The following is a 21,218-nucleotide window of genomic DNA, read 5'->3' on the forward strand; positions in this document are numbered from 1 at the left end:
CCAAACTTTTAACCAAGGCCCAGTTCCTTGCCTTCCGCAAGCTGCAGTACCTGCACCGAAGCGGATTTCAGGCGCTGGGCGTCGGCCAGGTCGAGCGGGGTATCCTTCATGGCCGGGTGCCTGAGGATCTTATCCGCTGCCTGCTGAAACTCGGTAATGCTTTTGCCCTGGATAGCCTTGGGGTCCAGGTTCACGGCTTCCACCTGCTGCCCCAGCCGGATGCCCTGCTCCCGGTTGCCGGGTCCAGGCATGTTGGCCACCACGCTGGCCACGTGGTAGCCGGTCACCTCCAGCTCCCGGCGGGCATCCATTGCCTTCATGGCCGGGCTTAGCTCCGGGGTGGGCGTTACCGCCTGGCTGGGGTTGCGTAGCCCCTCCCCTATCGCCCCGGCCGTGGGCGTAATGATTTGCTGAAACATCTCCTTTAGCGGCTGCAGGTTCCTGGCCGCCTCGTCGGGCGGATACTGGCGCACGATGGCCAGGTCGCGGCTGCGGTTCAGAATCTCCGGGCTGGCCCGGTTGAAGTCCACATCGTAGCCGGCTTCCTTGCCCAGCTGGGTGAAGGTGGCCTGGATGGTCCGGCCGTTACCGTGCCGGAAGGCATGGGCATGGTTGTACTGGTCGAGGTAGTAGGCCGCCCGCTCGGCAAACTTCTCGGCCGACAGGCCTTTCAGGTTGTTCTCGCGGTTGAGCTGCGCCCCGATAGCATCCAGCCGCTCAGGGATATCCTTATGAGGCGCGTACGTCATGGTTTCACGGAAGCCGGTGACGCGGGTGTCCTTATGGCCCTGAAACTCACGGTCAGCCCGGGTTTCGCCGGCCCACTGGTACACGCCGCTGAACAGCCGCTCGTGCACCTGCTTCAGGTGGGCGTGGTCGTAGCGCCCACCCTGGATGCCGCCCTGATTATTGAGCAGCTTCAATCGTGGAATGGAGGAATCTGACTCAGCCTGCGCCAAATCCTCCTTATTGGTAATGCCGAGCTTGTTCAGCCGCACGCCATTCTCGTCGCTGAACCGGTCATTGAGCACCGCCATTACTGCGCTTCGCTGGTGGGCGTGCCGGCTCCCGATTTGGCCGCGTAGCGGGCCCTGAGCATCTCGTCGGTAAGCTCGATGACCTGCTCAATCGTCAGCTCGCCGTCGACGTGGCGCTGCATCAGGGCCAGGGCCTCCGGGCTGGGCGCGGGGCCGTTGCTCATCATCGTGGCAATGGCGTTGTTGCTGTCGTGCTCGCGCTGCTGGCGGGCGGCTAGCTCTTCGGCAGTTAGGCCGGCCGGGGCGGGCGCAAAGAAGGTCTTGCTCATGGCTTTTCGGAAATAGAAGGTGGTACTAGTAGAACGCTAAATCGGCCGTATTTGTCGCTTTTGGGTGGTTTTAGGCCTCAGTTTTTGTCCCTGCTGCTAAGGTGTTTACATGCTTGGCCAAGGTTTCTTTCACCTCCTGGCGCACCCGCAAAAAGTTCTCCTGCACTGTGCGCGAAAGGGCGCTGGCCGGGTCCTCACCGGGGCCGCCAAAGCTCACCATCTGGTGCAGGGGGAACATCTCTTCTGTGGCATCGGCCCGGGAGATGACACCCTGGAAAAAGGTGCGCTCGGTTTCCACGGTCTGGCCGACAAACTCGCCCTGGTGCAGGCCGATGGCGTCCTGCACCCGTACCAGGCTGCGCTCCTGGTAGCTGGTGCTCAGGTTGGTGGAGTTATTGCGCCGACTGGAACTCACCTGGCTCGTGCCGACGCTCGTGCTTACTATTTTCTTTTCCTCCCGGCCCACCAGCTCGGAAATAAACTTGGCCGTTTCCAGCGAGTTCACCTTGCCGAAGAACTGGTTGTTGAGGTTGCTCACCATCACCTGCATCTTCTCCTTGCCGTAGGCGTCCGTCATCTGGCTCAGGTCCTGGGTCATGTACACCATCGCCACCTTGTTGCTGCGGGCCGTGGCCGGAATCACCTCCAGACCCGGCACGTAGAGCGTCGCGGCCTCATCGAGGAACACGTAGCTGCGGTGCTTATTCTGCTGGTTCATCAGCTTCAGCGCTACCGTAATCACGCAGCTGACGACCGGCGAAAACGTGTCCTTCAGCGTTGGGTCGTTGCCGATACACAGCAGCTTGGGACTTTGCTTGCAATTCAGGTCCAGCGAAAAGCCCTCGCCGTTTGCCTCGTCCGGGGTCAGTACCCACACCACCTCGGGGCTGTTAATCTTGGTCAGGTTCACCTGCAGGGTGCCCAGCACCGCGCCCACCTGCTTGTCGGCGCGGGTCTGTACCGCTGAGATAAGGCTCCGGGCCTGGTCGCCGCACTCCAAATCGGTTTCCAGCATGCTCAGGACGTGGGTGTAGTCCTTGTACATGGCCGTGGCCACGACGTGCGGAATGGTGCAGTACTGCGGGTAATGCTTCTTGTAAAACCAGATGATGCCGGTCAGGTAGGCTACCGAGCTGGTGTCGAAGAACTCCATCTTGCGGATGCTCGACGGGTTCAGGTTGTTGATAATAGCCTTGCTGTACTCCTCGGCGAAGGCTACCACCGGCATATCGGCTGGCCGCAACGGGTTCACCCGCTCACTGCGCGTCAGGTCCCGGAAGTTGATAATGTGCAGCTGCACGGGCGGCTCTGCCGCCGGTTGAGGCTCGGGCTTGGTGAGTAGGGCCGTTAGTCGGGCCTGCAGCTTGCCCTGGACGCTAGCCGCGTAGCTGGCGGCCTGCTGCTGCTCGCGCTCCTTGCGGCGCTCGGCCAGTACCAGGGCTTTCTGCATCGCCTCGGCCAGCACCGGAAACTTGAAGTCGTACACCAGCCCGGCGAAGTTCTTGTAGGCAAACTGCTCAATCAGCGGCTCCCCTATCGAGTAGGTCTTACCCGCGCCCGCCCCGCCCAGCACCAGGGTGCCCCGGTACGGGTTGGCAACGGTAATCCAGCCCCCATCCGCCGTGGGGAAGTACACGGCATCCGGGCTTTCCACTTTCCGGCGCTCGGTGCTCAGCCCAAAGGCCGGCTTTTTAGTCGTTGCCCACAATAGGCCTACCAATCCCCCACTGCCCAGCACGGCTACGGCCGCTCCCGGATAGCCAAACTCGATAAAGCCCGGCGAGTAGTGGTGCATGTTCAGCAGCACGTAGCCAGCTACCAGGAATAAGGCGCCGCACAGGCCCGCCACGACGCGCAGGGCCTGCCGGTTGATGACGTTGCGCCTCGCCTGACCGGGCTTCGCTTGAGGGGCTTTCTGCAAGAATACGAGTACCAGCCCGGCCAGCAGCAGCAGCGCCCGTAGGTACACCCCGGCCGGGCCGTAGAACCGGGCAGCTTTTACCAGCAGCTTGCCCCCCATACCGCTGCCGGCTTTTGCCAGCGCGTCGGTCCCGCCTTTGGTTTTGGCAATCGCCTGGTCGGTGGAGTGCGTCCTAGCCACGGCGCCGCTCGCTGCCCCCTCCCCTATCACCGAGCGGGCGGCAGCTTCGGCCTTGGCAATGCGCGCCGTGGTAGCCGCCAGCCGCTCTTTTGGCGTCAGGCTGTCTGCTGGTATGCCGGCCGCCTGGATGAGCTGCGCCCGGCGGGCCTCGGCAATCTCGGGGCCATGCAGGAGCACATAGTAGTCGCCACCGATAATGGCCAGCAGCAGCAGGACAACAAAGAGGCCCGCGCCCTGGGTACCGGCCGCCGGCCGGGGTGCTTGACTGGTCATAGGCTTGAAAGCTGAGTTAGGTGGGTAGGATGATGACGGGGCGAGAGGGCACGCTACATTTCAATGTCCAGCTCCGCGCTGTTGCGGCCTCTTTTCTCGCTCAGATGCTCGGTCTTTTCCTCGCGGCCCGTGTTGGAGCGCACCGCCTGCTGCACGGCGTGGAGCATGGTGCTGGCCGCGTGCTGCGGCGCCGGCCGCTCGCGGCCCGTGCTCAGCAGGTGGTAGGCATTATCAATGGGCTGGCCCTGCTGCGCCCGCCGCTCGACGGTAGCCAGGGAGCGGTAAAACGTTTTGTCATACTCGCGGCCTTGGGCAATCTGCTGGACCCGCTGCGGGTCCAGTCGCTCTTCCTTCAGCACGCGCAGGTTGAGGGCAGCCACCCGCTCCCCAATTCTAACTGCCCGGCCGGCATCCCGGCTACCATCGCGCTGCTTGGGTCGTAGCTTTTCGTGCGCCTGGGCCGTGTAGCCAAACTGCTTTTCAAACTGTCGCCCGGCCGCCGCCTGCCACTGCATCAGGTCGAAGCGGCTGCGGCGTCCGCCGGGGTTGAGCGTGATTCTCTGCTGCGCGTCGCGGGCACTCACGATGACGTGAATGTGCGTCTGCAGGCCCGGTCGCTGCTCACCTATCTTGGCCTGGCCAGTACTCACCTCCGGGTCGGTGCCCCGGTAGCTGCGCTGCTGGTGCAGCGTGGCTCCCCACACTAGGTCCTGGCTGCCTAGCTCCCGCCCATCCTTCAGCTTGAAGTTGGCGGCGTACTGCGCCATCACCTGCCGGGTATAGTCTTTCAGCTTGGCCTCGTCGTTGCCAATATGCGTCAGCTCGGCCTCGCTGGGGCTAATTACCAGGGAGTAGAATTTGGCCTCGCCGGCCCGCAGTCCCTTCACGTTGGAATCGATGTTCTGCCCCACCTCGGCCGCGCTGAGGTCGTCGCGGTCAGCCCCGAAAAACGTGGCTTCCTCTCCATCGCGTCCGGCTTCCTGCTTCAGATAATTGAGCGTTTGCGCGCTGCTTCCACTGTTATTATAGGCTGCTTTTCCGTGCGTCGCGGGGTTGATTAGCTTGATATACATCGGTGGCTACGCGCTTAACTCTTGACTGCTTTTGCCACCGTATCGCCATCATTTATTCTGCCTGCGCCCGCCTGTTGAGCGGCAGCTATTGCCTCTTTCGCCTGCCGCTCAATCATGTTTTCGTTCTGCGCCCGCAGTTGCTTCAGGCCCTCCCGCTGCTCGTTTAGCTGCGCCTCGTTAAGGCCGCTTAGCTGCTGGGTCAGGTTATTTACCAGGATTTCATTCATGCGCAGCACGCGCTCCAGAGTCACCCGGCTACGAAGCATTTCCTCCAGCATTGGTAGCAGCAGACTACGCTCCTGTTCCTGCAGATACCCAAATACCCGGTCCCCGAGCTTCTTTACCTGCTGCATAATCAACTGGCCTTCGCGGGCCACATCCTCCATCGGGTGTAGCCCGCGCTCCGCGAAGTAGCGCACGGCCGCGCTGGTGTAATCAGCCTGGCTTATCTGCAGCCGCTTAGCCTCTTTGCTCAGCAGAAAATGAGTGGCCGCAGGTACGTTGACGCTCTTCGTAGCGGGGTTAGTTGGCATAGGTAGAATCAATCTTCTGCCCGCCCTCTTTAGGTTATTTTTAACCTGCAAATCAGCTAGTTATCTTAACAAACCTATAAATTTAAGCTCTGCTTAAATACAAGTATCACGCTTACAGGTGCTTAGCACCCTGTATGTGATACTCTTCTTGCTAAGACTACCTACACTACATCCAAGAGGACCTTCAGAATTATTTGAGAACTATTTCAGAACTACGAGTACGTATTACGAGCGGCATTAGGTTAGCCTTTATCTATCGCTACCCCAACCTGCTGCTGTATCCTTACCTGTTCCTACCGCAACTCCTCTCCTGTTCTTACCGCACTGCGTCGTCCTGGCTGCTGTGTATCTGGGCACCAGATGTAGCTGCTATCCTTTCCCGCGCTCATTAACCCGAAAGAGCTTTTTGATATCTATTACTACTTTACGACATTACTACTTTACAACCTTGACTAACATAGGACAGCTGTCATTGTCATTAAGCTCAACATTGCCTGCCAGAGCTTATCTTACTACTTTACGACATTGCTACTTTACTACATTGGTAAGCTGACTCAGTCGACGGGTTACTACTTTACTACAATGCGACTTTACTACACGCATAATGTATGAGAGTGCTAATATAGCATCCTTGTCATTCTACGACATTACTACTTTACTACAATGCATTTTTACTACTTGTAGCAAATACTACTTTACAATTTATTGCTTTTACTACTTAGTTACTTCACGACTACACAACTTTGCGACAATGCGACTTTACTACTTTGCGACATTTCCGCTTACATTTGCTTTCCCCGGGCCTGACCATCTGGGGCATCAGCGCTAGCTTACTTTAACCAGTAACCCCATGTCAAAAGTCATCAGCTTTGCTACCCAAAAGGGGGGCTCGGGCAAGTCAACCCTGGCCCTCGTCCTCGCGGCTCCTCTGGCTATCGAGTACGGACTGAAAATCGCCATCTTGGATTGTGACTACCAGCAGAGCATCGTCAAAACCCGCAAGCAGCTGGACGAGCCCAGCCTGGCTATCCTGCGTGAGTCAGACCCTGCAGCGGATTATCCCTACGACGTGTTTCCCATGTCGCTGAAGAGCATCTTTGATTTCATCGACAATCCGGAAAACGACTACGACCTTATCATCATCGACATTCCCGGCCGGGCCGACGGGGAAGACGTTTTCAACGCCCTCACGGGCTGCGACGCAGTAATAGTGCCCCTGGTATCAGATTACCTGGACCGCGCCTCCACGGCCGAGTTTATGGGCATCCTCGAAGCGCTGAAGAAAGCAGCTGACAAGGCCGAGGTAGATTTTCAGTATTTCGGCCTCGCCACGAAGCGCATCAGCGGCCGACGGGAGGAAAAGGAGATGGACGACTACATTGACGAGCTGGGCCTCTCGCGCTTCCAGTCCTACCTGAGCCACCGCATGGTATACAGCCGCGCCTCCACGCTGCACAGCCTGCTTACCCCGGCCTACCGCAACTACGCTGGGGGCACCAAGGATAGCTCAGAGGAAATCCGGCGCGTATGCGACGAGCTGATAGAAAAGCTGGACCTGCCCCGCCGCAAAGCCGACGTCGCCGTTGAGCTGGAAGAAACGACCGATACCACCCCAACCGAAATCAAGTAATGGCAAAGTCTCCCTTTGTAAAAGCGAAAATTGAAGGCCCCCGGAAGCGTATTCCGGTTGACGAGACCTTGCGCGCCGAAGCCCGCGCCGGGATGGGAGGGGAGCAAACCCGCCTGGAAGCCGAAGGCAAGGCAACTAACCCAGCGGCGGCGGCTCCTGCAGAAGCGGTAGCGGCCCCAGTAGCGCCCGCCGTGCCCGAGCCTGCGCCAACGCCCGAGCCGGTAGCAGCAGCTGAGCCAGCACCAGAGCCCGCGCCGTCTGCTGAGCAGCCGGCAGCGGATGCCGCTGCGGCGTCCGCGCCTGCAGTCCCAGTTGAGCGCCGTCCCCGTGGCCGCAAGCCGGCAGCAGCGGGCCCGGAGCCAACGGGCGAGTTGAAAGGGGTAAGGATTGCGGAATCTGTGTGGTCGGAGATTCGCAAGATTATCGTCCAGCTTCCTAAAGGACCGGATATGCCGACAAATATCATTGGCTACCTGCACGCGGCCCACCGGCACTACGAGGCACACCTGCGCAAGCAGGGCAAGCTTCCGCCAGTCAATTAGCGCGCTTGGCAGGACTGGTTAAGGATGACTAGCTGGCTTGGTCGCCGGACCTCGCATTTTCTAACAATGCCGCAGCACGTTTGCCGCTGATACGCCAACCAAGGGCAGCTCCTAGCAGGGCTGCCCTTGGTTTTTTGGGCAGTGGGGAAGAAACAGTTAGCGTGAACTAGCCTTTTTCCTGCTGGGAAGTGCTAAGCTGCCGTTTCCTTCTTTACTGCGGCCGGGTACTGACGCGGGGTTCATTCCAGTCGTGTAAAGTCGTTGTGAGTCGGTCAGCCACGATGGCTAGCCGTTCGGGAGTTGCTGGCATATCGCTGCCAGCCAGCGGCAGAATCCAGATGTGGGAGCTTCCACAGCCAATCTGGTAGCCTAGCTCCATCAATTCCCGCACAGCCGGGGCGAGGTCACGCAAATCCGCCTGGTGCGTGTGGTGCTGGACGTACTGGCGAAGCTTTGCCAGCCGGCTTCTTTCGGCTTTGTCACGCGGCTTTTGCTCAATGACCAGGTACGCTTCCTGCGCGGGGAAACCTGTGGTACTCGGGTAGGATTGGGGAGAAGGATTCATAAAGCAAGGGGCAAGGCGAGAAGTTGGCCGACTGCGGACGGTCCGGTGGGGTAGGGGAGGGGATTACTGTTGAAAAAGCAGGTCGGCCGGTGCTACCAGGTACCACTCTCCGGTCTGCAGGTAGCGAACCTGAAACTGGCCCCGCCGGGTCCGGGCCTGGCTCACGCGGTACGCCGCCGGCGCCGGCGCTGGCGCTGGCGCGGCCTCGGTGGCGGCGGCCCGGTGAAATACCGACCAGCAATTGTTGGCAAGGGCCTGCTGCACGTCACGGGTAGCGTGCCTGATGGTGATTAGGGGACTGCTCATCGTTAGGGGTTATAGTGCTAGCTGGAACTGCCCGCCGTGCTGCTCGCTGGTGCGGCGCAGGCCTTCGCAGGCAATGGGCCGAACTGCCCGCACCAGCTTCAAAAGGGACTCGTAGGCGGCTGACGTGTCAATCTCCAGCCCAAGGCGCTCGGCAACCTCCTCGGCGAGCACCTCGCTGTTAATGCCTTTATCCAGCTGCCGCATCAGGTTTTCTACGTCGGCAACGGCGGCAATCACCCGGCTGCGGTACTCGTTCCAAGCTGGGCTCTGGATAGTGGGGGCTTCACTGGCTTTCATAAGCAGACTAGAATTAGAGCTAGGGCTAGGATTAAGGCTAGGGCTAGCCGCTCGCAAGCGGCCAGCCCCGCCCGGCGGGCTATGCGAGCTGCAGCCAGCTTAGCTCGGCGGCCATAAACTCGCGGTCGAAGTCGTCGAGCACCGCGGCCGGCTCGCTGGCTACTGGTACGGCTACCTGGGCCTGCACCTCGTCGGCTTCGCCCTCCGGCTCCGCCGTCGTCCCTAGTATCAACTCAGCGGCGCGCTGGGCTTTGCTGGCGGCCTGTACCACAAGCTTCTTATCATTTTTCAACCGTTCCAGCCAGTTCTGAATGTAGGCCACGGCGTTTTCTTCGGTCTGCTCGGTCGCAATGCCGGCCGCCGCGCTCAGAAAGGACGCTCCCATTTCAGCGGTCAACTCCTCGCGGGCGTAGCTGCTGCTTTGCTTGCCCTCGCCGGCGGTCAGGTCGGCGCGGTCAAGGCGGCTCTGGTGGCCGGTGCTGTGCGTCAGCTCGTGAAACAGGGTCTGATAGTAGCCTTCCGACGTGGTAAAGGTTTCCGGCTTGGGCATGTTCACAAAGTCCAGCGCCGGCGAATAGTATGCCCGCTGGTGCAGGTGCTGAATGGCGGGCTTGCCGTCCCACGCCTCCACGATGCCTTCGGCCACTTCGCTAGGGGTAAACTCCTGCTTGGGTACTTCGGGCAGATTGAACTCGATACCCTCAATATCTTCCACCGAAAACACGGTGTAGTACTTCAGGAAGGGCATTTTCTCTTCCTTGCCGGTCTCCTTATTCTCGCGCTTGCTGATGTTGTAATACACTACCTGATGGCCTTTGGCCCCTTTTCTAACGTTGCCGCCCAGCGCCAGCGCCTGCTTGAACGTCATGAAGAAGGGGAGGGCTCCGCTGAAATGCAGCAGAAACAGGTTGATTCCGCTGTACACGCGGCCGGTGGCGTAGTTGCGGGGGAGGCCATACACCGCGTTCCACGGCTTGCGCCACGGAATGATGCCGCCTTCCAGCGCCGAAATAATCCGGTCCGTCACAATCTGGTACACGTCGGGCCGGGTTGCGGCGGCTTTGGTGGCTTTCTTGGCGGCGGGCTTGCTGGTCTTTTTCATGGCTAAAAGGCTGTTGTTGCGTTCGTTTGTTATACTTATTAAACGGTAGCGACACACATTTAGTTGCACTTTATACAATAATAATTCGTACTTTATACAAATTATTTTTCTTCTTATAGTCCCTCACCTCCCCCCTTTTTTCCCCACCGCCCCTAATTCCGCTTGGCCACGAAATGGCGGGAGACTTATCATTGCTTTGCTGGGAGCGGGGCGGCTTTTTTAGCCGTCTGGCTCCCAGCTTCGAATCTCTTTTCAATGCGAGAGGCCATCAGGCGGAGCCGCCGGCCTGCGGTCGATGGAGCACAGCGCAGTCGTCGGCAGGCCGGCGGCTCCGCCTGATGGCCTGTGCGACGGCCTTTTGCGTGAGGGATGGCAGGGGTTTAGTCCGCAGGACCGTAGGCGCAGCCGCAGCCCCGAACAGCCCGGCCCGAAGGGACACGCCCAAATTTCTGTATTGTGTAAATTTTTTTACCTTATCCAGAAATTCTACGTATCTTTACTTAAGACCTGTAACCCGTGCCCTCGCGCCGCTTTTTGCTAGACACTATGCTTATTGACTATGGAGATACTTACTAAAAAAACATTGAGAGACTATGGAAATACCCAACACCCTGATGTGGCCCAGGCCCTGCTGGAGTGGTTTGAGATGGCCGAGGCGGCTGAGTGGCAGACAGCCGCTGATGTTCCCGCTCGCTACGTCGGCAACAACCGCTACGTGTTCAATATTCTGGGCAACCGCTTCCGCCTGATTGTCCGCATCTTTTTCCCGGCTTACCAGGTGTACGTCCGCTTCGTGGGCACCCACGCTGAGTACGACCGCATCCCCGACACTTCAACGGTCTGAGCCACCTTCTTCTATCCCAATCATTCACCCCACACGCACAATGGCACTCATCCTGCACACTGAAAAGGAGTATCAGGCCGCTATGACGCGGCTTGAATACCTCATCGACAACGAGCCCGGCAACCTGGACGAAATCAAGTCCCTCGGTCACGCCGCGAACGAATACGAAAACGACCATGGCCACCGGCCCATCTCGCCCACCTCGCTGGTTGGCATGCTGGAGCGGGAGATGGTAGCGCGCCGCCTGAAAAAGCAGGATATGGCTGCCCTGCTCGGCATTGCCAACAGCCGGCTGAGCGAAGTTCTCAACGGTAAGCGCGCCATCAACCTGGACCTAGCTAAGCGCCTTTACCAAAAGCTGGGTATCTCTGCCGAACTTATCCTGGAATATGCGTAGCTGCCCCGCGGGCTTTAGGTGTGTTTCAACAGGTAAAACTATACCAAGTCCGGCAGGGCGTTAGCCGCTGGCCGGCGGAAATAATTCGTGATGAATCTTACGGCTGAGCAGTCTGCCATCCTGGCCTCCCGGGGCCATTTGAAAATCAACGCCGTTGCCGGGAGTGGTAAAACCACCACGATGGTCGAATATGCCCGCGCCCAACCGGCAACGGCCCGTATCCTGTACCTCGCCTTCAACAAGACGGTGCGGCAAGAGGCCATTCGCAAGTTTCAGGCAGCTGGCTTACCGAACGTGGTGGTAGAAACAGCGCATTCCTTGGCCTACCGCTACGTGGTGCGCGGCAGCCGCTACCAACTCAACAACAAAGGGTATCGGGCGCACGAGCTGGTAGAAATGCTCAAGCTGCCCCGGGGCACCGGGCAGGAGCGCCACCAGGAGTATGTGCTGGCCAACCACATTGCCAAGTTCGTGACCTATTTCTGCAACAGCGACCAGGCGCAGGTGCAACGGCTCGATTACATGGCCACGCTAACCGACCCGAAGGCTCGGGAATTTGTCGGCAAGCACTACGCTACTATCGAGCGAAGCTGCCGGGAATTGCTGGCCCGCATGGACCGCGGTGAAATTGCTATTACCCATGACTTCTACCTGAAGAAATTTCAGCTGAGCCACACCCTGCTGCCGGCTGATGTTATCCTGTTCGATGAGGGCCAGGACGCCTCCGGGGCCATGCTGGATATCTTCTTCCGTCAACCCGCTACTAAGGTGATTGTCGGGGATACCCATCAGCAGATTTACGGCTGGCGGCACGCGGTCAACTCGCTGGAAAGAACGGATTATCCCAGCCTGCAGCTAAGTACCAGCTTCCGGTTTGGACCTCCCATCGCCAAACTGGCCTCACACGTTCTGAGCTGGAAAACGCAGCTGGGCGCGGGTCCCCAACTCGTGGTGACGGGTGCCGCGCAGGAAGCGCCAAGCGAGGGAACTACTCGCGCCGTAATTGGCCGCACCAACCTGGGGTTGCTGCTCAAGGCTATTGAGTACGTTAAGGAGCACCGGCAGCAGCTGCGCCGGGTGTACTTCGAGGGCAACATTAACTCCTACACCTACGCGGGGGAGGGAGCGAGCTTAACGGATGTACTGGCCCTCTATAACGGCCGTAGCGAGGCCATTAAAGACCCGTTGATTCGCAAAATGGCCAATCTGGATGAATTGGCCGACTACGCCGAGCAGACCGAGGATGGGCAGCTGCAGATGCTCATCACCATCGTGGAGGATTACGGCAACGACGTTATCGACCTTATCAAAGAGTTGAAGCGCCTGCACGTTGCTGATGGTGCCCGCGACCAGGCGCAACTCTACTTCTCCACGGTGCACCGCTGCAAGGGCTTGGAGTACGACCAGGTGCAGCTCACCCCAGATTTTATCACGCAGGCCACCGTTGACAAGCTGGAAGAGGAATTTGCAGCCAAGCCCCCGGAGGCGGGCGTCAGGGCCCGTGTATTCGAGGAAATCAACCTGCTTTACGTCGCCCTGACGCGGGCCAAGGCCCGGGTACATGTACCGTCTGATTGCCTTCCCGATGGATTTGAGCCCCACGCGGCCGTGCAGGGCTTCCACGGTACCGGCGGCACGGTCCTGCTCGCAGCGCCCGCGGCGGTTCCTACTCATCGAAGAGAATGGGTGGAATACACTCCCGCCCAGGTTACCTTGGACCCTCGATTTGCTTCACTTCAACAGAAGCTGGATGCGAGTAGCAAGTCACCAAACGGCTAATTGGCTTACCTCAGAGCTTAAACAAACCTGTGCCTTTGCGCAGGGGATGCGGCGGTAGACTTTCTCTGATTCACGGACGCCGCGTCTTAATATGAATGTGACGCGTCTTTTCTTCGCTGTACTATGAATGGCAACGACCTGCTCAAAGCCCACATTACCCCGCTTCTGCAACTTGTAGCCTCTACTTCACTCTGGGTGCATCCCACCGTTATTGAAGCTCTGCGCCAAGAAGAAGGAAACGATACTGCCCGGTGGTTTCGCAACGTGCGCCGGGCCCGGACGAAAAGCGAAGATGTGCGCGCTTACGTTGATGGCAATTATCTAGACAACAACTCCAAAGCGAACATTGCCATCAAAACCGCTCTCGGCTATCGTACAGAAGCCGATAAAATCAAGCAGTTTCATACCTGCCACATCTACGACGAGCAGGGCGAAGCATATGACCCGCTGTATTACTGTTCACTGCCAAACTTGGTGCTCATTCCCAGTGCCATTCACAGTCTCGCGGACCATTTCCCAGAGTGTAAACAGATACTGAAGTATCGGGCTTACCAGCTGTACGGGTTCTACCGGGATGCAATACCACCCAAGCCCGCTGACTACGACCAGCTGGAATGGCATCCATTTGTAGGTAGCACTGAGCGGGCATTAAAGTCTGTTAAAAAGCGAAGAAGTTCTTTACAACCGAAATCCGCGCTTGCCTAAGCCTTGTTTCCGCAAAGTCTAATAAAACCATCACCCCTGCTATCCATGCCGCGCATCATCTTTTTCAATACCGGCTGGATGGATTCCTACGCAGGCAACCACCGGAACCTCGACCCCATCACGGGAGGCGGGGCCCATACCAGGGAGCAGGGGTGGGGAGGCGAGATTTTCAACTTTAAGCCCTATCGGGGCAGGTATTACGGCTACGTGCGAACCACCCACGGTGGTGCTATCAGGCTTGAGCGACTTGGAGCAGCCAGGGCAGACGACCGAATTGAGGGAGTAACCGTCGTCTGGACAGCCCCCCGACCAGCTAAGGAGGGTGGTGGCAGCTACATCGTAGGCTGGTATAAGAATGCAACGCTTTTCCGCACGGAACAGCCGCGCCCAGCTAATTCCCGTCACCTGTGGCAGGACCACCTGATGGAGTTCTATGCTACGGCAGCAGCGGCTGATGTCGTGCTTCTGTCCCGGGATTCCCGACTGTTTTCTGTTCCCAGAAGCAAGTCCAAAAGCATGGGTCAAAGCAACGTCTGGTACGCCGACGATGAAGCCAACGTGGACTTCGTGCAGCAGGTGCAAGCCTACATTGCCAGGGGCGGGATACTTTCCCCTCCGGCTACCCAAAAGAAAGGCCAGTCGCCCAGGCAGCCCGACGTACTCAAACGGATAGCCATTGAGCAAAAGGCTATTGAAACAACGTGGGACTACTATCAAAAGCAGGGGTACGACATAGAGTCCGTAGAAGCCGCGAAGGTCGGGTGGGACCTGACCGCTACCAACGGACGTGTCAGACTGAAGCTGGAGGTGAAGGGGCTATCCGGAACCGCCATTGCCGCCGAGTTGACGGCCAACGAGTACAGCTGTCTGTTGGCAGATAGCCCCAACTACCGGGTGTGCATTGTCACGAATGCGCTTACCAAGCCCCTGCTGCACATTTTCTCTTATTCCAGAACCATTGACCTCTGGATAAGTGAGGAAGGTCTTGAGTTGTCGTTTGAAAAAGTCACCAGCGCCCGGGTGTTTGCGGGGTAGTCGGCCGAAACCGCCGCACTCACCGCGTGATTTCCGTATTCCGCGCCGGCGTGGCCACCTCCTGACTTTTGCTTAGCTCGCGCCGCTCGGCCCGGTCGCTGCTGTGCTCCACAACGTGGCTACCGGGCTGCTCTGCTACTGCGTCCAGCGTATGGCTAATCCGGCTAAGCTCCGGCTGGTCGGTTCGGTAAGTGACTTTCATCTCCGAGTGGCGGATACCATCGGTAGCGGTGGTGCTCTGAATGTCGCCGGCTTTGGCTCCGCTACCGATAACGGCGGCCTGCACGGCCTCGGCCTGGCCCCGCTCGCCTGGGGTAATGGCGGGCTCATCCACTTTGATGATTACTTGCTTTTCGCTGCCTGGCGCATTGGCCGTAGATTCCAGCGGCGGTTTATCAGCCACATCCAGGCTACGGTCCCGGTTGTGGGGCTGGATAGGGGCGACTTCGGCCGCCGCCTGACGCGCTGCTTGGTCGGCTTCGCTCTCCGCTACCCGCACGTCGGCGTACTGCTCTCTTCCGGCTTCGGCGCGAGCGTTAGTATTGGTCACGATGGCGTGAATGATGGCAATATCGGGCTGGTCGTTGCGGTAAGTCATGTCGAACTCCGCCCGCCGGATGCCCTGCTCATCCACCGTGCTGCGAATCTCACTCGTCCGCATCGAGTAGCCGGAGTTATCCAGAATTTCCTTCCAGGCCTCGGCGCGGCCGGTGGTGTTAGGCTCCAGCTCATCGATTTGCCAGGTTGCCACCTTCACCTCCGCCGGGGCGGCCGGCAGGTCGGCTGCCGCCGGGCGCGCCGCGAAGCGGGCCTGGTCACGTAGCTCAGCCTGCTCGGCCTCATCGACTTTGCGGCCGGTAGGAGGGGGATTATCGTTGATGTATTCCTTTAGCAGCACCAAGCCTGCGTCCCGGGCGTGCACGAACTGCGCAGTATGCGCTGCCGCTTCCTGCGCAGTTCGGTACGAGCGGAACGATTTCTCCTCATCCTGGCGGCCGGCGTCAGCGACTGCCGCGCCCATCATCGCCTGATTGAAGCGACGGTCCTCCGCCAGCCGCTCGGCCTGGCTTTCGGGGCTGTTGTCGTCTGCACGCTGCTGCCGCTGCCGTTCGTCGTACTGGCGGCGGGTTTCCTGCTCGGCGCGCTCCATCGCGGCGGAGCGGGCGTATTCCGCCTGCCGCTGCTGCTCGCGCTGGTCCCGTTCGGCGGCGCGCTGCTGCTCGTCCAGCTGCGCCTGGGCGCGGATTTGCTCAGCGCTCAGGCCTTGCGCTGTTAGCTCCAGTTCCCGGTTCCAGTCTTTGGCCTGCGGATAATCGACCCGGATGAAAGCCTCCTGGCCGCGCTCCTGCTCAGGCCGCAGCTGCTCCCGCTGGCGGTACAGCTCCTGGCTGATTACTTCGAGCTGGGCGGTATCGGCCTTGGCCACCGACAGGCGCAGAACAGTTTCCCGCTCGGTGCTGCGCTGCACTTCCAGCTCAATGGTAGGGCCGGCTTCCTGGGTGCCGTTCATCCGGGCCACCCGCTCGGTCAGCTGCTGCACATGGGCCAACCCGCTCTCGGCGCTGTCGTGGCGGTAGCTCACTTTCAGGGCCGTGTGGTATTTATCCGACGTGGCGTGCCACTCCACCGGGCGGCTGGCTTCCTTGTAGGCTTCCTGGTCGGCCACGGGAACCAGCGGGCGGGCCGGGTGCAGCTCGTTCATGTAGTTCATGTTGAACTGTCGCCCGCCGGCGTCGCGGTCATTGGCCAGCACGATTTCCTTGGGCTCCTGCTTGTCAATCACCCGCTGAATCAGAGCCACCTGCGCTTCGGTGGGCGTGCCGCTGGTAGCCACGTAAAGGGTGTTCCGGGGGTCCTGCGCGTGCTTCAGCTGGTAGTGAGAGAGGGAGTCAATGGCCGATTCGGATACGACCACCCGCTCAACCGGCGTATCCTTACCCTGGGTGGGGTGCGACACCCAGATGCCGTTTTTGGGTAGCGGCAGCAGGTTTTTGTAGTGCTCGTTCTTCTGCTCGACGCTGGCCAGGCCCTGCTCGTTGTAAAGCGGGAAAGCGGTATTCTTGTGCTCGTTCTGCTGCGCGGTGAAGATGCGCCCCTGAAAAGCCGGGCTGTCAATCGTGCTATCGGTAATACCCCGGCCGTGCAGGTAGCTGCGGTCGGTTAGCTCCTTGTTCACGCCCAGCACCTCGGCAATGAGGCGCGTTTTGCGGTCTTCCTGCTGCTGGCGCTCCTGGTCAGGGTCGCCCACGGGCAGGGCATTGAGCCGGCTCACCTCCACCGGGGCGGCGTAGACGCGAACTGGGGCAGGCCCGTCATGCAGATACTCGCGTAGCTGCTGGCGAACCTGCCCCAAATTCAATCCGTGGCCGTTGCCGCCCCGGGTTTTCGCAAAATCAATAACGCTGCCCTTGTCCCGGTCGTCGCCGGTGTTCAGGTACACCTGGTGGTCGGCCTTGCGGGTGACGATGAGCACCTCCCCGTCTTTTTCGAGCTGGTGCCAGTCGCCGCGCTTGCCTTCCTTCCTGACTTGGTAGCCCTGCCGCTCGGCGTAGTCTACCAGGTCAATATCACGCTTGAACCGGTCAAGCTCGGTGGGGTCGTTTTCTCGGATAGGGGCATTCATCGCGGGGAGCTTACAAGTGGTCGTTGATGACCAGTAGCTCCGGGCGAGGAAGGGGCGGCGGGGGTGAGTCCGCCTGGCTACCCAGAAAACTATCCGGTCGAGGTTACGGGGCTGGGGCTGCCGATGCGCCGGCGGCGTGCTCAGTGCCGGGCAGGGGAGGGGTGCCGCTGTCGAAGCACTTCAGTTGCTTCTGGAAAGTGTTCAGGGCCTCCTGGCTGGGAAATAGAAAGCGCGGGCTCTCGCTGTTGGGCGGAATCCTGATTAGCTCAGTGGCTACGTCGAGGTTGCGGAGCAAGCGCTGCAACAGGCGGGGCTCTTCGCGCTTCAGGGAGTTGTTTTTCAGTCCTACAATACTGGTGTAGGGCAGCTCATGCTGTTCGCAGAACGATTTCAGCTCCCCTTTAGGAAGCATCAGCAGGCGGAATTGGGCATAGCGTAAAACGTCGGCATAAGGGACAGTGAGATTTAGGTCGGGAAAGCCCAGGGGGGCCGAAATGTGTGCAGATGGTACCATGCAAGAGGTGGCTTTGTGAGGGTGAACAGGTGTGCTAGTAGACCTAACGAGAGGCATAATCTACAAAGACACGAATTCAAGCCATTCGCTGCAAATGGCTAATACAAAACCCGCAATGGTACCCCGCGCTCCGGTAGCAGCTCAACAGCAGTTGGCTCGGCCTAAACGCGGTTGCCCATCCCTAACGAAGAAACTTATCAGAAGTTTTACAGAATATTAAAAGAATTATTTTAGAAATCTTTCAGAACTCTTTCAGAACACAAGCCGTAAGCAGGGCTCATATGAAAATGGCCTTTATCGTTGTGTTCACCCTGTTTTTACTGTTTGCCCTGTCCGGCCTGGCCTGGCGGCGCATCAAGAGTAAGAGCAAGCCGGCTGACCTCGTGGCCAAGAGCAACCACCGCTCGGTGTGGTCTTTTCATTATGGCCCCGCAACTATTCTACCGTCCCGGGAGGTAGTCGCGCCAAGTCCGCCGTCGGCTACCGGCAATGCGCTGGCCCGTCTCATGCCCGACGAGGACCAGCGGGTACAGGAAGAGCAGGCCCGGGCCGCAGCGGCAGCTGACAGCGAAGCGGCCAAAAACCCCACCGCTGAACAGGCGCAACAGCCAGACACGCCGGGACCGGCTGCTGGCAAAGATGCCGGAACGACCCCGCTGCAGTCCTCACGCCACGCGCCCGGCGCAAAGGTGAATGTGCTGGAGTTGCTCGGCACTGATAAGCCTGCGCCCGCGGTAGCACCGGCCACGGCCGAAGCGGCGACAGTTGCCGACAGCGAACCGACCGAACCAGAAGCGGCCGGGGAAGCCACCGTGCCCCAGGCCCTCTACAGCAACCCGCTCACGGAAGCCACGCGCACCAAGAATGATGAGGCCAACCGCAAAGCCGCCGCAGAGCTGAGAAAAAGCAACCGGGCGGCCCTCCGCACCGGCACCGATAGCCAGAAAGCCGCCCTGACCGCCCTCATCAAGGAAGGCTCCGCCTAGCCATGCATCCCTCCGGCACTACCCCTTATTTCCGCGCTCTTCCCGCCCAGCTTTTCGGGCGATAAGCGCCCTACTTCCTTCCCCTTTTTTTCTTACTCCTATGCTCAACAAACCCCTCAATCTGGCGGCAAACCTGGTAGTTGCCGGCAAAGCCTACCAACCTTCCAAGCTGGAGCAGCGCGGCTACGCGCTACTGACGGTGCTGGCCCTCTCCACCGGCGCGGCGCGGGCGCAAAGCGCCGAAGCGGCCCTCACCCAGGTCAAGGAAAAGGTGATTGGCATCGTGCAGGTCATCTTCGCCATCATCCTGATTATCGGCCTGATTCGGGTGGTAATGAAGTTTATTCAGGGCTCCCCCGACGCGCTGGGCTCCCTGGGCTGGCTGGTGGGCGGGGTGCTGCTCTGGTTTGGCTTCCAGCTCTTCAAGGACGATTTAGTCAGCGCCGTGGGTGGCAGCGACGGGGGTGGCATTACCGACTAAGCCGCTGCCATGCGTTCCTACAAATCCATTGAGCGCCCCGCGCAGGTGCTGGGCATGAACCTGCAGGACTTGGGCCTGCTGGTAGGCCTGTTCATCGGCTCCGTGCTGCTGCTGGGCTTCCTGGGCATGGCCGTCAAGATTCCGCGCATGGTCTATCTGGTAGTCATCCTCACGGAAGTGGGCCTGATTCTGAGCCTGCGCTACCTCACCCGCACGCAAGCTCCCGGCTTCCTGATGAGCTGGCTCTCCTACACCTTCATCCAGCCCCGCCGCCTGGCGGTGGGCTCCCTTCCAATTCCCACTCTTCATGGCAAAAAAACCAAAAACGGCCGCGTTTGACGCCGTGATGCCCGTGCACAGCTTCGAGGGCGACAAGGTGGTCTTCAAGGATGGTCGCGTCGCGGTGGGCTTCGCTATTGAGCCGGCCGAGATGGAAAGCTGGACGGTGGACGACTACGAGGCCTTCCAGACCGCGCTGGTGGGCGTGCTGCGGCCCCTGCCGGTGGGCACCATCGTGCAGAAAACCGACATCTACTACGACCGGCCCTACCGCGAGGACAAAACCCAGCAGACCTACTTCGAGGGCAAGATGAACAAGCACTTCTTCGAGCGGCTGGTGCTGTTTCAGAAGTCCTACCTGTTTCTCTCCTTCGCGCCGGTGGCGGTAAAAGCGCCCCGCACCAACGCCGTGAATGCCCTGGTGGCCCGCGCCGGCGAAGCGCTGATGAAAAACCCCTTCGCGCAGCTCGTCCAGACCCTGGAATTGGCCGAGGCCAGCGCCGTGGAATTTGTTCAGGGCATCAAGAACCTGGGCGGCGTTGCGTTTGAGCGCCTGAGCGGGCGGGAGATGCACCAGCTCTACTTGCAGTATTTCAACCTCAGCTTCGATGGCCAGCCCACCCGGCAGGAGCGCGAGATTGGCAACGACATGGGCGCGCTCAGCGTGGGCGAGCACCGGGTAAATATTCTCTCCATGGTGGGTCAGGGCAGCGAGGCCCACCCGGCGGTGAAGAACAGCTACGGCGTCACCGCGCCGATGCTATACCCGCTCACCCACGTCCTGCAGTGCCCGCACATCCTGACGCAGGCCCTGCTGGTTCAGGATACCCGCGCTGAGCTTAGCTCGCTGGATACTGACCGCAAGCTCAATGCCTCCCTCTCGTTTCTCTCCACGCAGGACAATGCGCTGCGGGCGGCAGAGGTCGAGGAATTTACCGCCGAGGTGCGGGCCGAGAACAAGCAGATTGTGGGCCTACACCTTTCCCTGCTGCTGTGGGATACCAACGATAACAGCCGCCGCGAAAACGTGGAGCGGGCCACGGCGGCCTTTCGCTACATGTTCGGTACGGAGAGCGTGGTGGAAAGCTACCTGGCCCTGCCCGTGTTCTTCGGCCTGCTGCCCGGCAACGCCTACCAGGTACCGGACCGCTGGCTGACCTGCTCGTCGGACCGGGGCGCGTGCTACACCCACTGGACGGCCACCTACAAAACGGACCCGGTAGGGGAATACCTGACCGACCGGTTCCGCAATCTGGTGCAGGTAAACCTTTTCAACACGGCCCTGGATAATCAGAACGCCATTGTCATCGGCCCCTCGGGTTCGGGCAAAAGCTACACCTTCGGCAACCTGATTGTGCAGCGCTTCGAGAAGGGCGCCCGCCAGATTATCATGGACGTGGGCGGCACCTACCGCAACGTGCTGCAGTCGCTCAACGGCGAGGACTTCGACAACACCTACTTCGAGTACGACCCGCAGCGGCCCATCGAGTTCAACCCCTTCGTGGTGCCCCGCGACGCTTCGGGCAAGTGGCTCTACAACGACGAGAAAACCAACTTCCACCTGGCCCTGCTGGCCGCGCTCTGGAAGGGCGGCAAGGATACCGGGCTGGACAAGTCAGAGCGCACGATTCTCTCGCGCTTTCTGATTGAATACTACGCCTGCCTCAATGAGAGTGACCGACTGAACCAGAAGGACGAGGAGTTTCCCGGCATGGAAAGCTTCTACCGCTTCGTGGAGCAGTACGACCACGAGATGCAGAAGCCCGTGGCCGTGCCCGGCGACGGGGTGGAGCCCGACCCGCTGGACGGGGCCCGCCGGCAGTACCAGAAAAACCTGAAGTACATCG

Annotated in this window: 22 protein-coding genes; 11 read left to right on the forward strand and 11 right to left on the reverse strand. The window is 59.8% G+C overall.

The window, feature by feature from the left end; translation table 11 throughout:
• Positions 1-8 precede the first annotated feature (8 nt).
• The 5 genes from ABD903_RS23110 to ABD903_RS23130 all read right to left on the reverse strand — a co-directional run bounded on the left by ABD903_RS23110 (position 9) and on the right by ABD903_RS23130 (position 5,286).
• The gene (locus ABD903_RS23110) at positions 9-1,037 is read right to left on the reverse strand and encodes a Fic/DOC family protein (protein ID WP_345228218.1); all 1,029 of its coding nucleotides are present in this window, start codon (positions 1,035-1,037) and stop codon (positions 9-11) included.
• Entirely contained in the window at positions 1,037-1,306 is a 270-nt protein-coding gene (locus ABD903_RS23115) for an antitoxin VbhA family protein (protein WP_345228220.1), read from the reverse strand. The genes ABD903_RS23110 and ABD903_RS23115 overlap by 1 nt, the downstream gene beginning before the upstream one ends.
• 70 nt (positions 1,307-1,376) lie before the next feature.
• Positions 1,377-3,680, reverse strand: a complete 2,304-nt coding sequence (locus tag ABD903_RS23120) for a TraM recognition domain-containing protein (protein WP_345228222.1) — start codon at positions 3,678-3,680, stop codon at positions 1,377-1,379.
• A gap of 53 nt (positions 3,681-3,733) precedes the next feature.
• Entirely contained in the window at positions 3,734-4,753 is a 1,020-nt protein-coding gene (locus tag ABD903_RS23125) for a DUF5712 family protein (protein WP_345228224.1), read from the reverse strand.
• Positions 4,754-4,767: 14 nt separating this feature from the next.
• Positions 4,768-5,286, reverse strand: a complete 519-nt coding sequence (locus ABD903_RS23130; RefSeq protein WP_345228226.1) for a BfmA/BtgA family mobilization protein — start codon at positions 5,284-5,286, stop codon at positions 4,768-4,770.
• An 850-nt stretch (positions 5,287-6,136) separates the two neighbouring features.
• Here ABD903_RS23130 and ABD903_RS23135 point away from each other — a divergent pair.
• Together ABD903_RS23135 and ABD903_RS23140 are read left to right on the forward strand one after the other, a co-directional pair.
• The gene (locus ABD903_RS23135; protein ID WP_345228228.1) at positions 6,137-6,916 is read left to right on the forward strand and encodes a ParA family protein; all 780 of its coding nucleotides are present in this window, start codon (positions 6,137-6,139) and stop codon (positions 6,914-6,916) included.
• On the forward strand, positions 6,916-7,458 hold the full coding sequence (locus ABD903_RS23140; RefSeq protein ID WP_345228230.1) for a hypothetical protein: 543 nt from the start codon (positions 6,916-6,918) through the stop codon (positions 7,456-7,458). The genes ABD903_RS23135 and ABD903_RS23140 overlap by 1 nt, the downstream gene beginning before the upstream one ends.
• Positions 7,459-7,669: 211 nt before the next feature.
• Here the strand turns inward: ABD903_RS23140 and ABD903_RS23145 are convergent, their stop codons facing one another.
• The 4 genes from ABD903_RS23145 to ABD903_RS23160 form a co-directional block, all read right to left on the reverse strand.
• On the reverse strand, positions 7,670-8,023 hold the full coding sequence (locus ABD903_RS23145) for a hypothetical protein (RefSeq protein WP_345228231.1): 354 nt from the start codon (positions 8,021-8,023) through the stop codon (positions 7,670-7,672).
• Between the two features lie 63 nt (positions 8,024-8,086).
• Positions 8,087-8,329 (reverse strand): hypothetical protein, encoded by a 243-nt coding sequence (locus ABD903_RS23150; RefSeq protein ID WP_345228233.1) that lies wholly within the window; start codon positions 8,327-8,329, stop codon positions 8,087-8,089.
• A gap of 9 nt (positions 8,330-8,338) precedes the next feature.
• Entirely contained in the window at positions 8,339-8,626 is a 288-nt protein-coding gene (locus ABD903_RS23155; RefSeq protein ID WP_345228235.1) for a hypothetical protein, read from the reverse strand.
• A gap of 79 nt (positions 8,627-8,705) precedes the next feature.
• A complete protein-coding gene (locus ABD903_RS23160; RefSeq protein ID WP_345228237.1) occupies positions 8,706-9,728 on the reverse strand; it encodes an ArdC family protein in 1,023 nt (340 codons plus the stop codon).
• 559 nt (positions 9,729-10,287) lie between these two features.
• Here ABD903_RS23160 and ABD903_RS23165 point away from each other — a divergent pair.
• From ABD903_RS23165 to ABD903_RS23185, 5 genes are all read left to right on the forward strand, one after another.
• Complete coding sequence (locus ABD903_RS23165; RefSeq protein WP_345228239.1) at positions 10,288-10,572, forward strand: type II toxin-antitoxin system HigB family toxin; 285 nt, start codon at positions 10,288-10,290, stop codon at positions 10,570-10,572.
• A 40-nt stretch (positions 10,573-10,612) separates the two neighbouring features.
• Positions 10,613-10,969, forward strand: a complete 357-nt coding sequence (locus ABD903_RS23170) for a helix-turn-helix domain-containing protein (protein WP_196957090.1) — start codon at positions 10,613-10,615, stop codon at positions 10,967-10,969.
• 90 nt (positions 10,970-11,059) lie between these two features.
• Positions 11,060-12,748, forward strand: a complete 1,689-nt coding sequence (locus tag ABD903_RS23175) for a UvrD-helicase domain-containing protein (RefSeq protein WP_345228242.1) — start codon at positions 11,060-11,062, stop codon at positions 12,746-12,748.
• Between the two features lie 123 nt (positions 12,749-12,871).
• Entirely contained in the window at positions 12,872-13,453 is a 582-nt protein-coding gene (locus ABD903_RS23180) for a hypothetical protein (RefSeq protein ID WP_345228243.1), read from the forward strand.
• A gap of 45 nt (positions 13,454-13,498) precedes the next feature.
• On the forward strand, positions 13,499-14,488 hold the full coding sequence (locus tag ABD903_RS23185) for a protein NO VEIN domain-containing protein (RefSeq protein ID WP_345228245.1): 990 nt from the start codon (positions 13,499-13,501) through the stop codon (positions 14,486-14,488).
• A gap of 19 nt (positions 14,489-14,507) precedes the next feature.
• On the opposite strand, the gene ABD903_RS23190 is transcribed toward ABD903_RS23185, so the two are convergent.
• Both ABD903_RS23190 and ABD903_RS23195 read right to left on the reverse strand, forming a co-directional pair.
• A complete protein-coding gene (locus tag ABD903_RS23190) occupies positions 14,508-17,111 on the reverse strand; it encodes a toprim domain-containing protein (protein WP_345228247.1) in 2,604 nt (867 codons plus the stop codon).
• A gap of 103 nt (positions 17,112-17,214) precedes the next feature.
• Complete coding sequence (locus ABD903_RS23195) at positions 17,215-17,625, reverse strand: hypothetical protein (protein ID WP_345228248.1); 411 nt, start codon at positions 17,623-17,625, stop codon at positions 17,215-17,217.
• 281 nt (positions 17,626-17,906) lie between these two features.
• On the opposite strand from ABD903_RS23195, the gene ABD903_RS23200 reads away from it, so the two are divergent.
• The 4 genes from ABD903_RS23200 to ABD903_RS23215 form a co-directional block, all read left to right on the forward strand.
• The gene (locus ABD903_RS23200; protein WP_345228249.1) at positions 17,907-18,611 is read left to right on the forward strand and encodes a hypothetical protein; all 705 of its coding nucleotides are present in this window, start codon (positions 17,907-17,909) and stop codon (positions 18,609-18,611) included.
• A gap of 100 nt (positions 18,612-18,711) precedes the next feature.
• The gene (locus ABD903_RS23205; protein ID WP_073288146.1) at positions 18,712-19,092 is read left to right on the forward strand and encodes a DUF4134 domain-containing protein; all 381 of its coding nucleotides are present in this window, start codon (positions 18,712-18,714) and stop codon (positions 19,090-19,092) included.
• 9 nt (positions 19,093-19,101) lie between these two features.
• A complete protein-coding gene (locus ABD903_RS23210; protein WP_345228252.1) occupies positions 19,102-19,431 on the forward strand; it encodes a hypothetical protein in 330 nt (109 codons plus the stop codon).
• Positions 19,400-21,218: TraG/VirB4 family ATPase (locus ABD903_RS23215; protein ID WP_345228253.1), on the forward strand; the 1,819-nt coding region annotated here is incomplete at its 3' end. The genes ABD903_RS23210 and ABD903_RS23215, both read left to right, overlap by 32 nt.

Source organism: Hymenobacter koreensis, from assembly GCF_039541855.1.
In the GTDB taxonomy this organism is placed as follows: domain Bacteria; phylum Bacteroidota; class Bacteroidia; order Cytophagales; family Hymenobacteraceae; genus Solirubrum; species Solirubrum koreensis.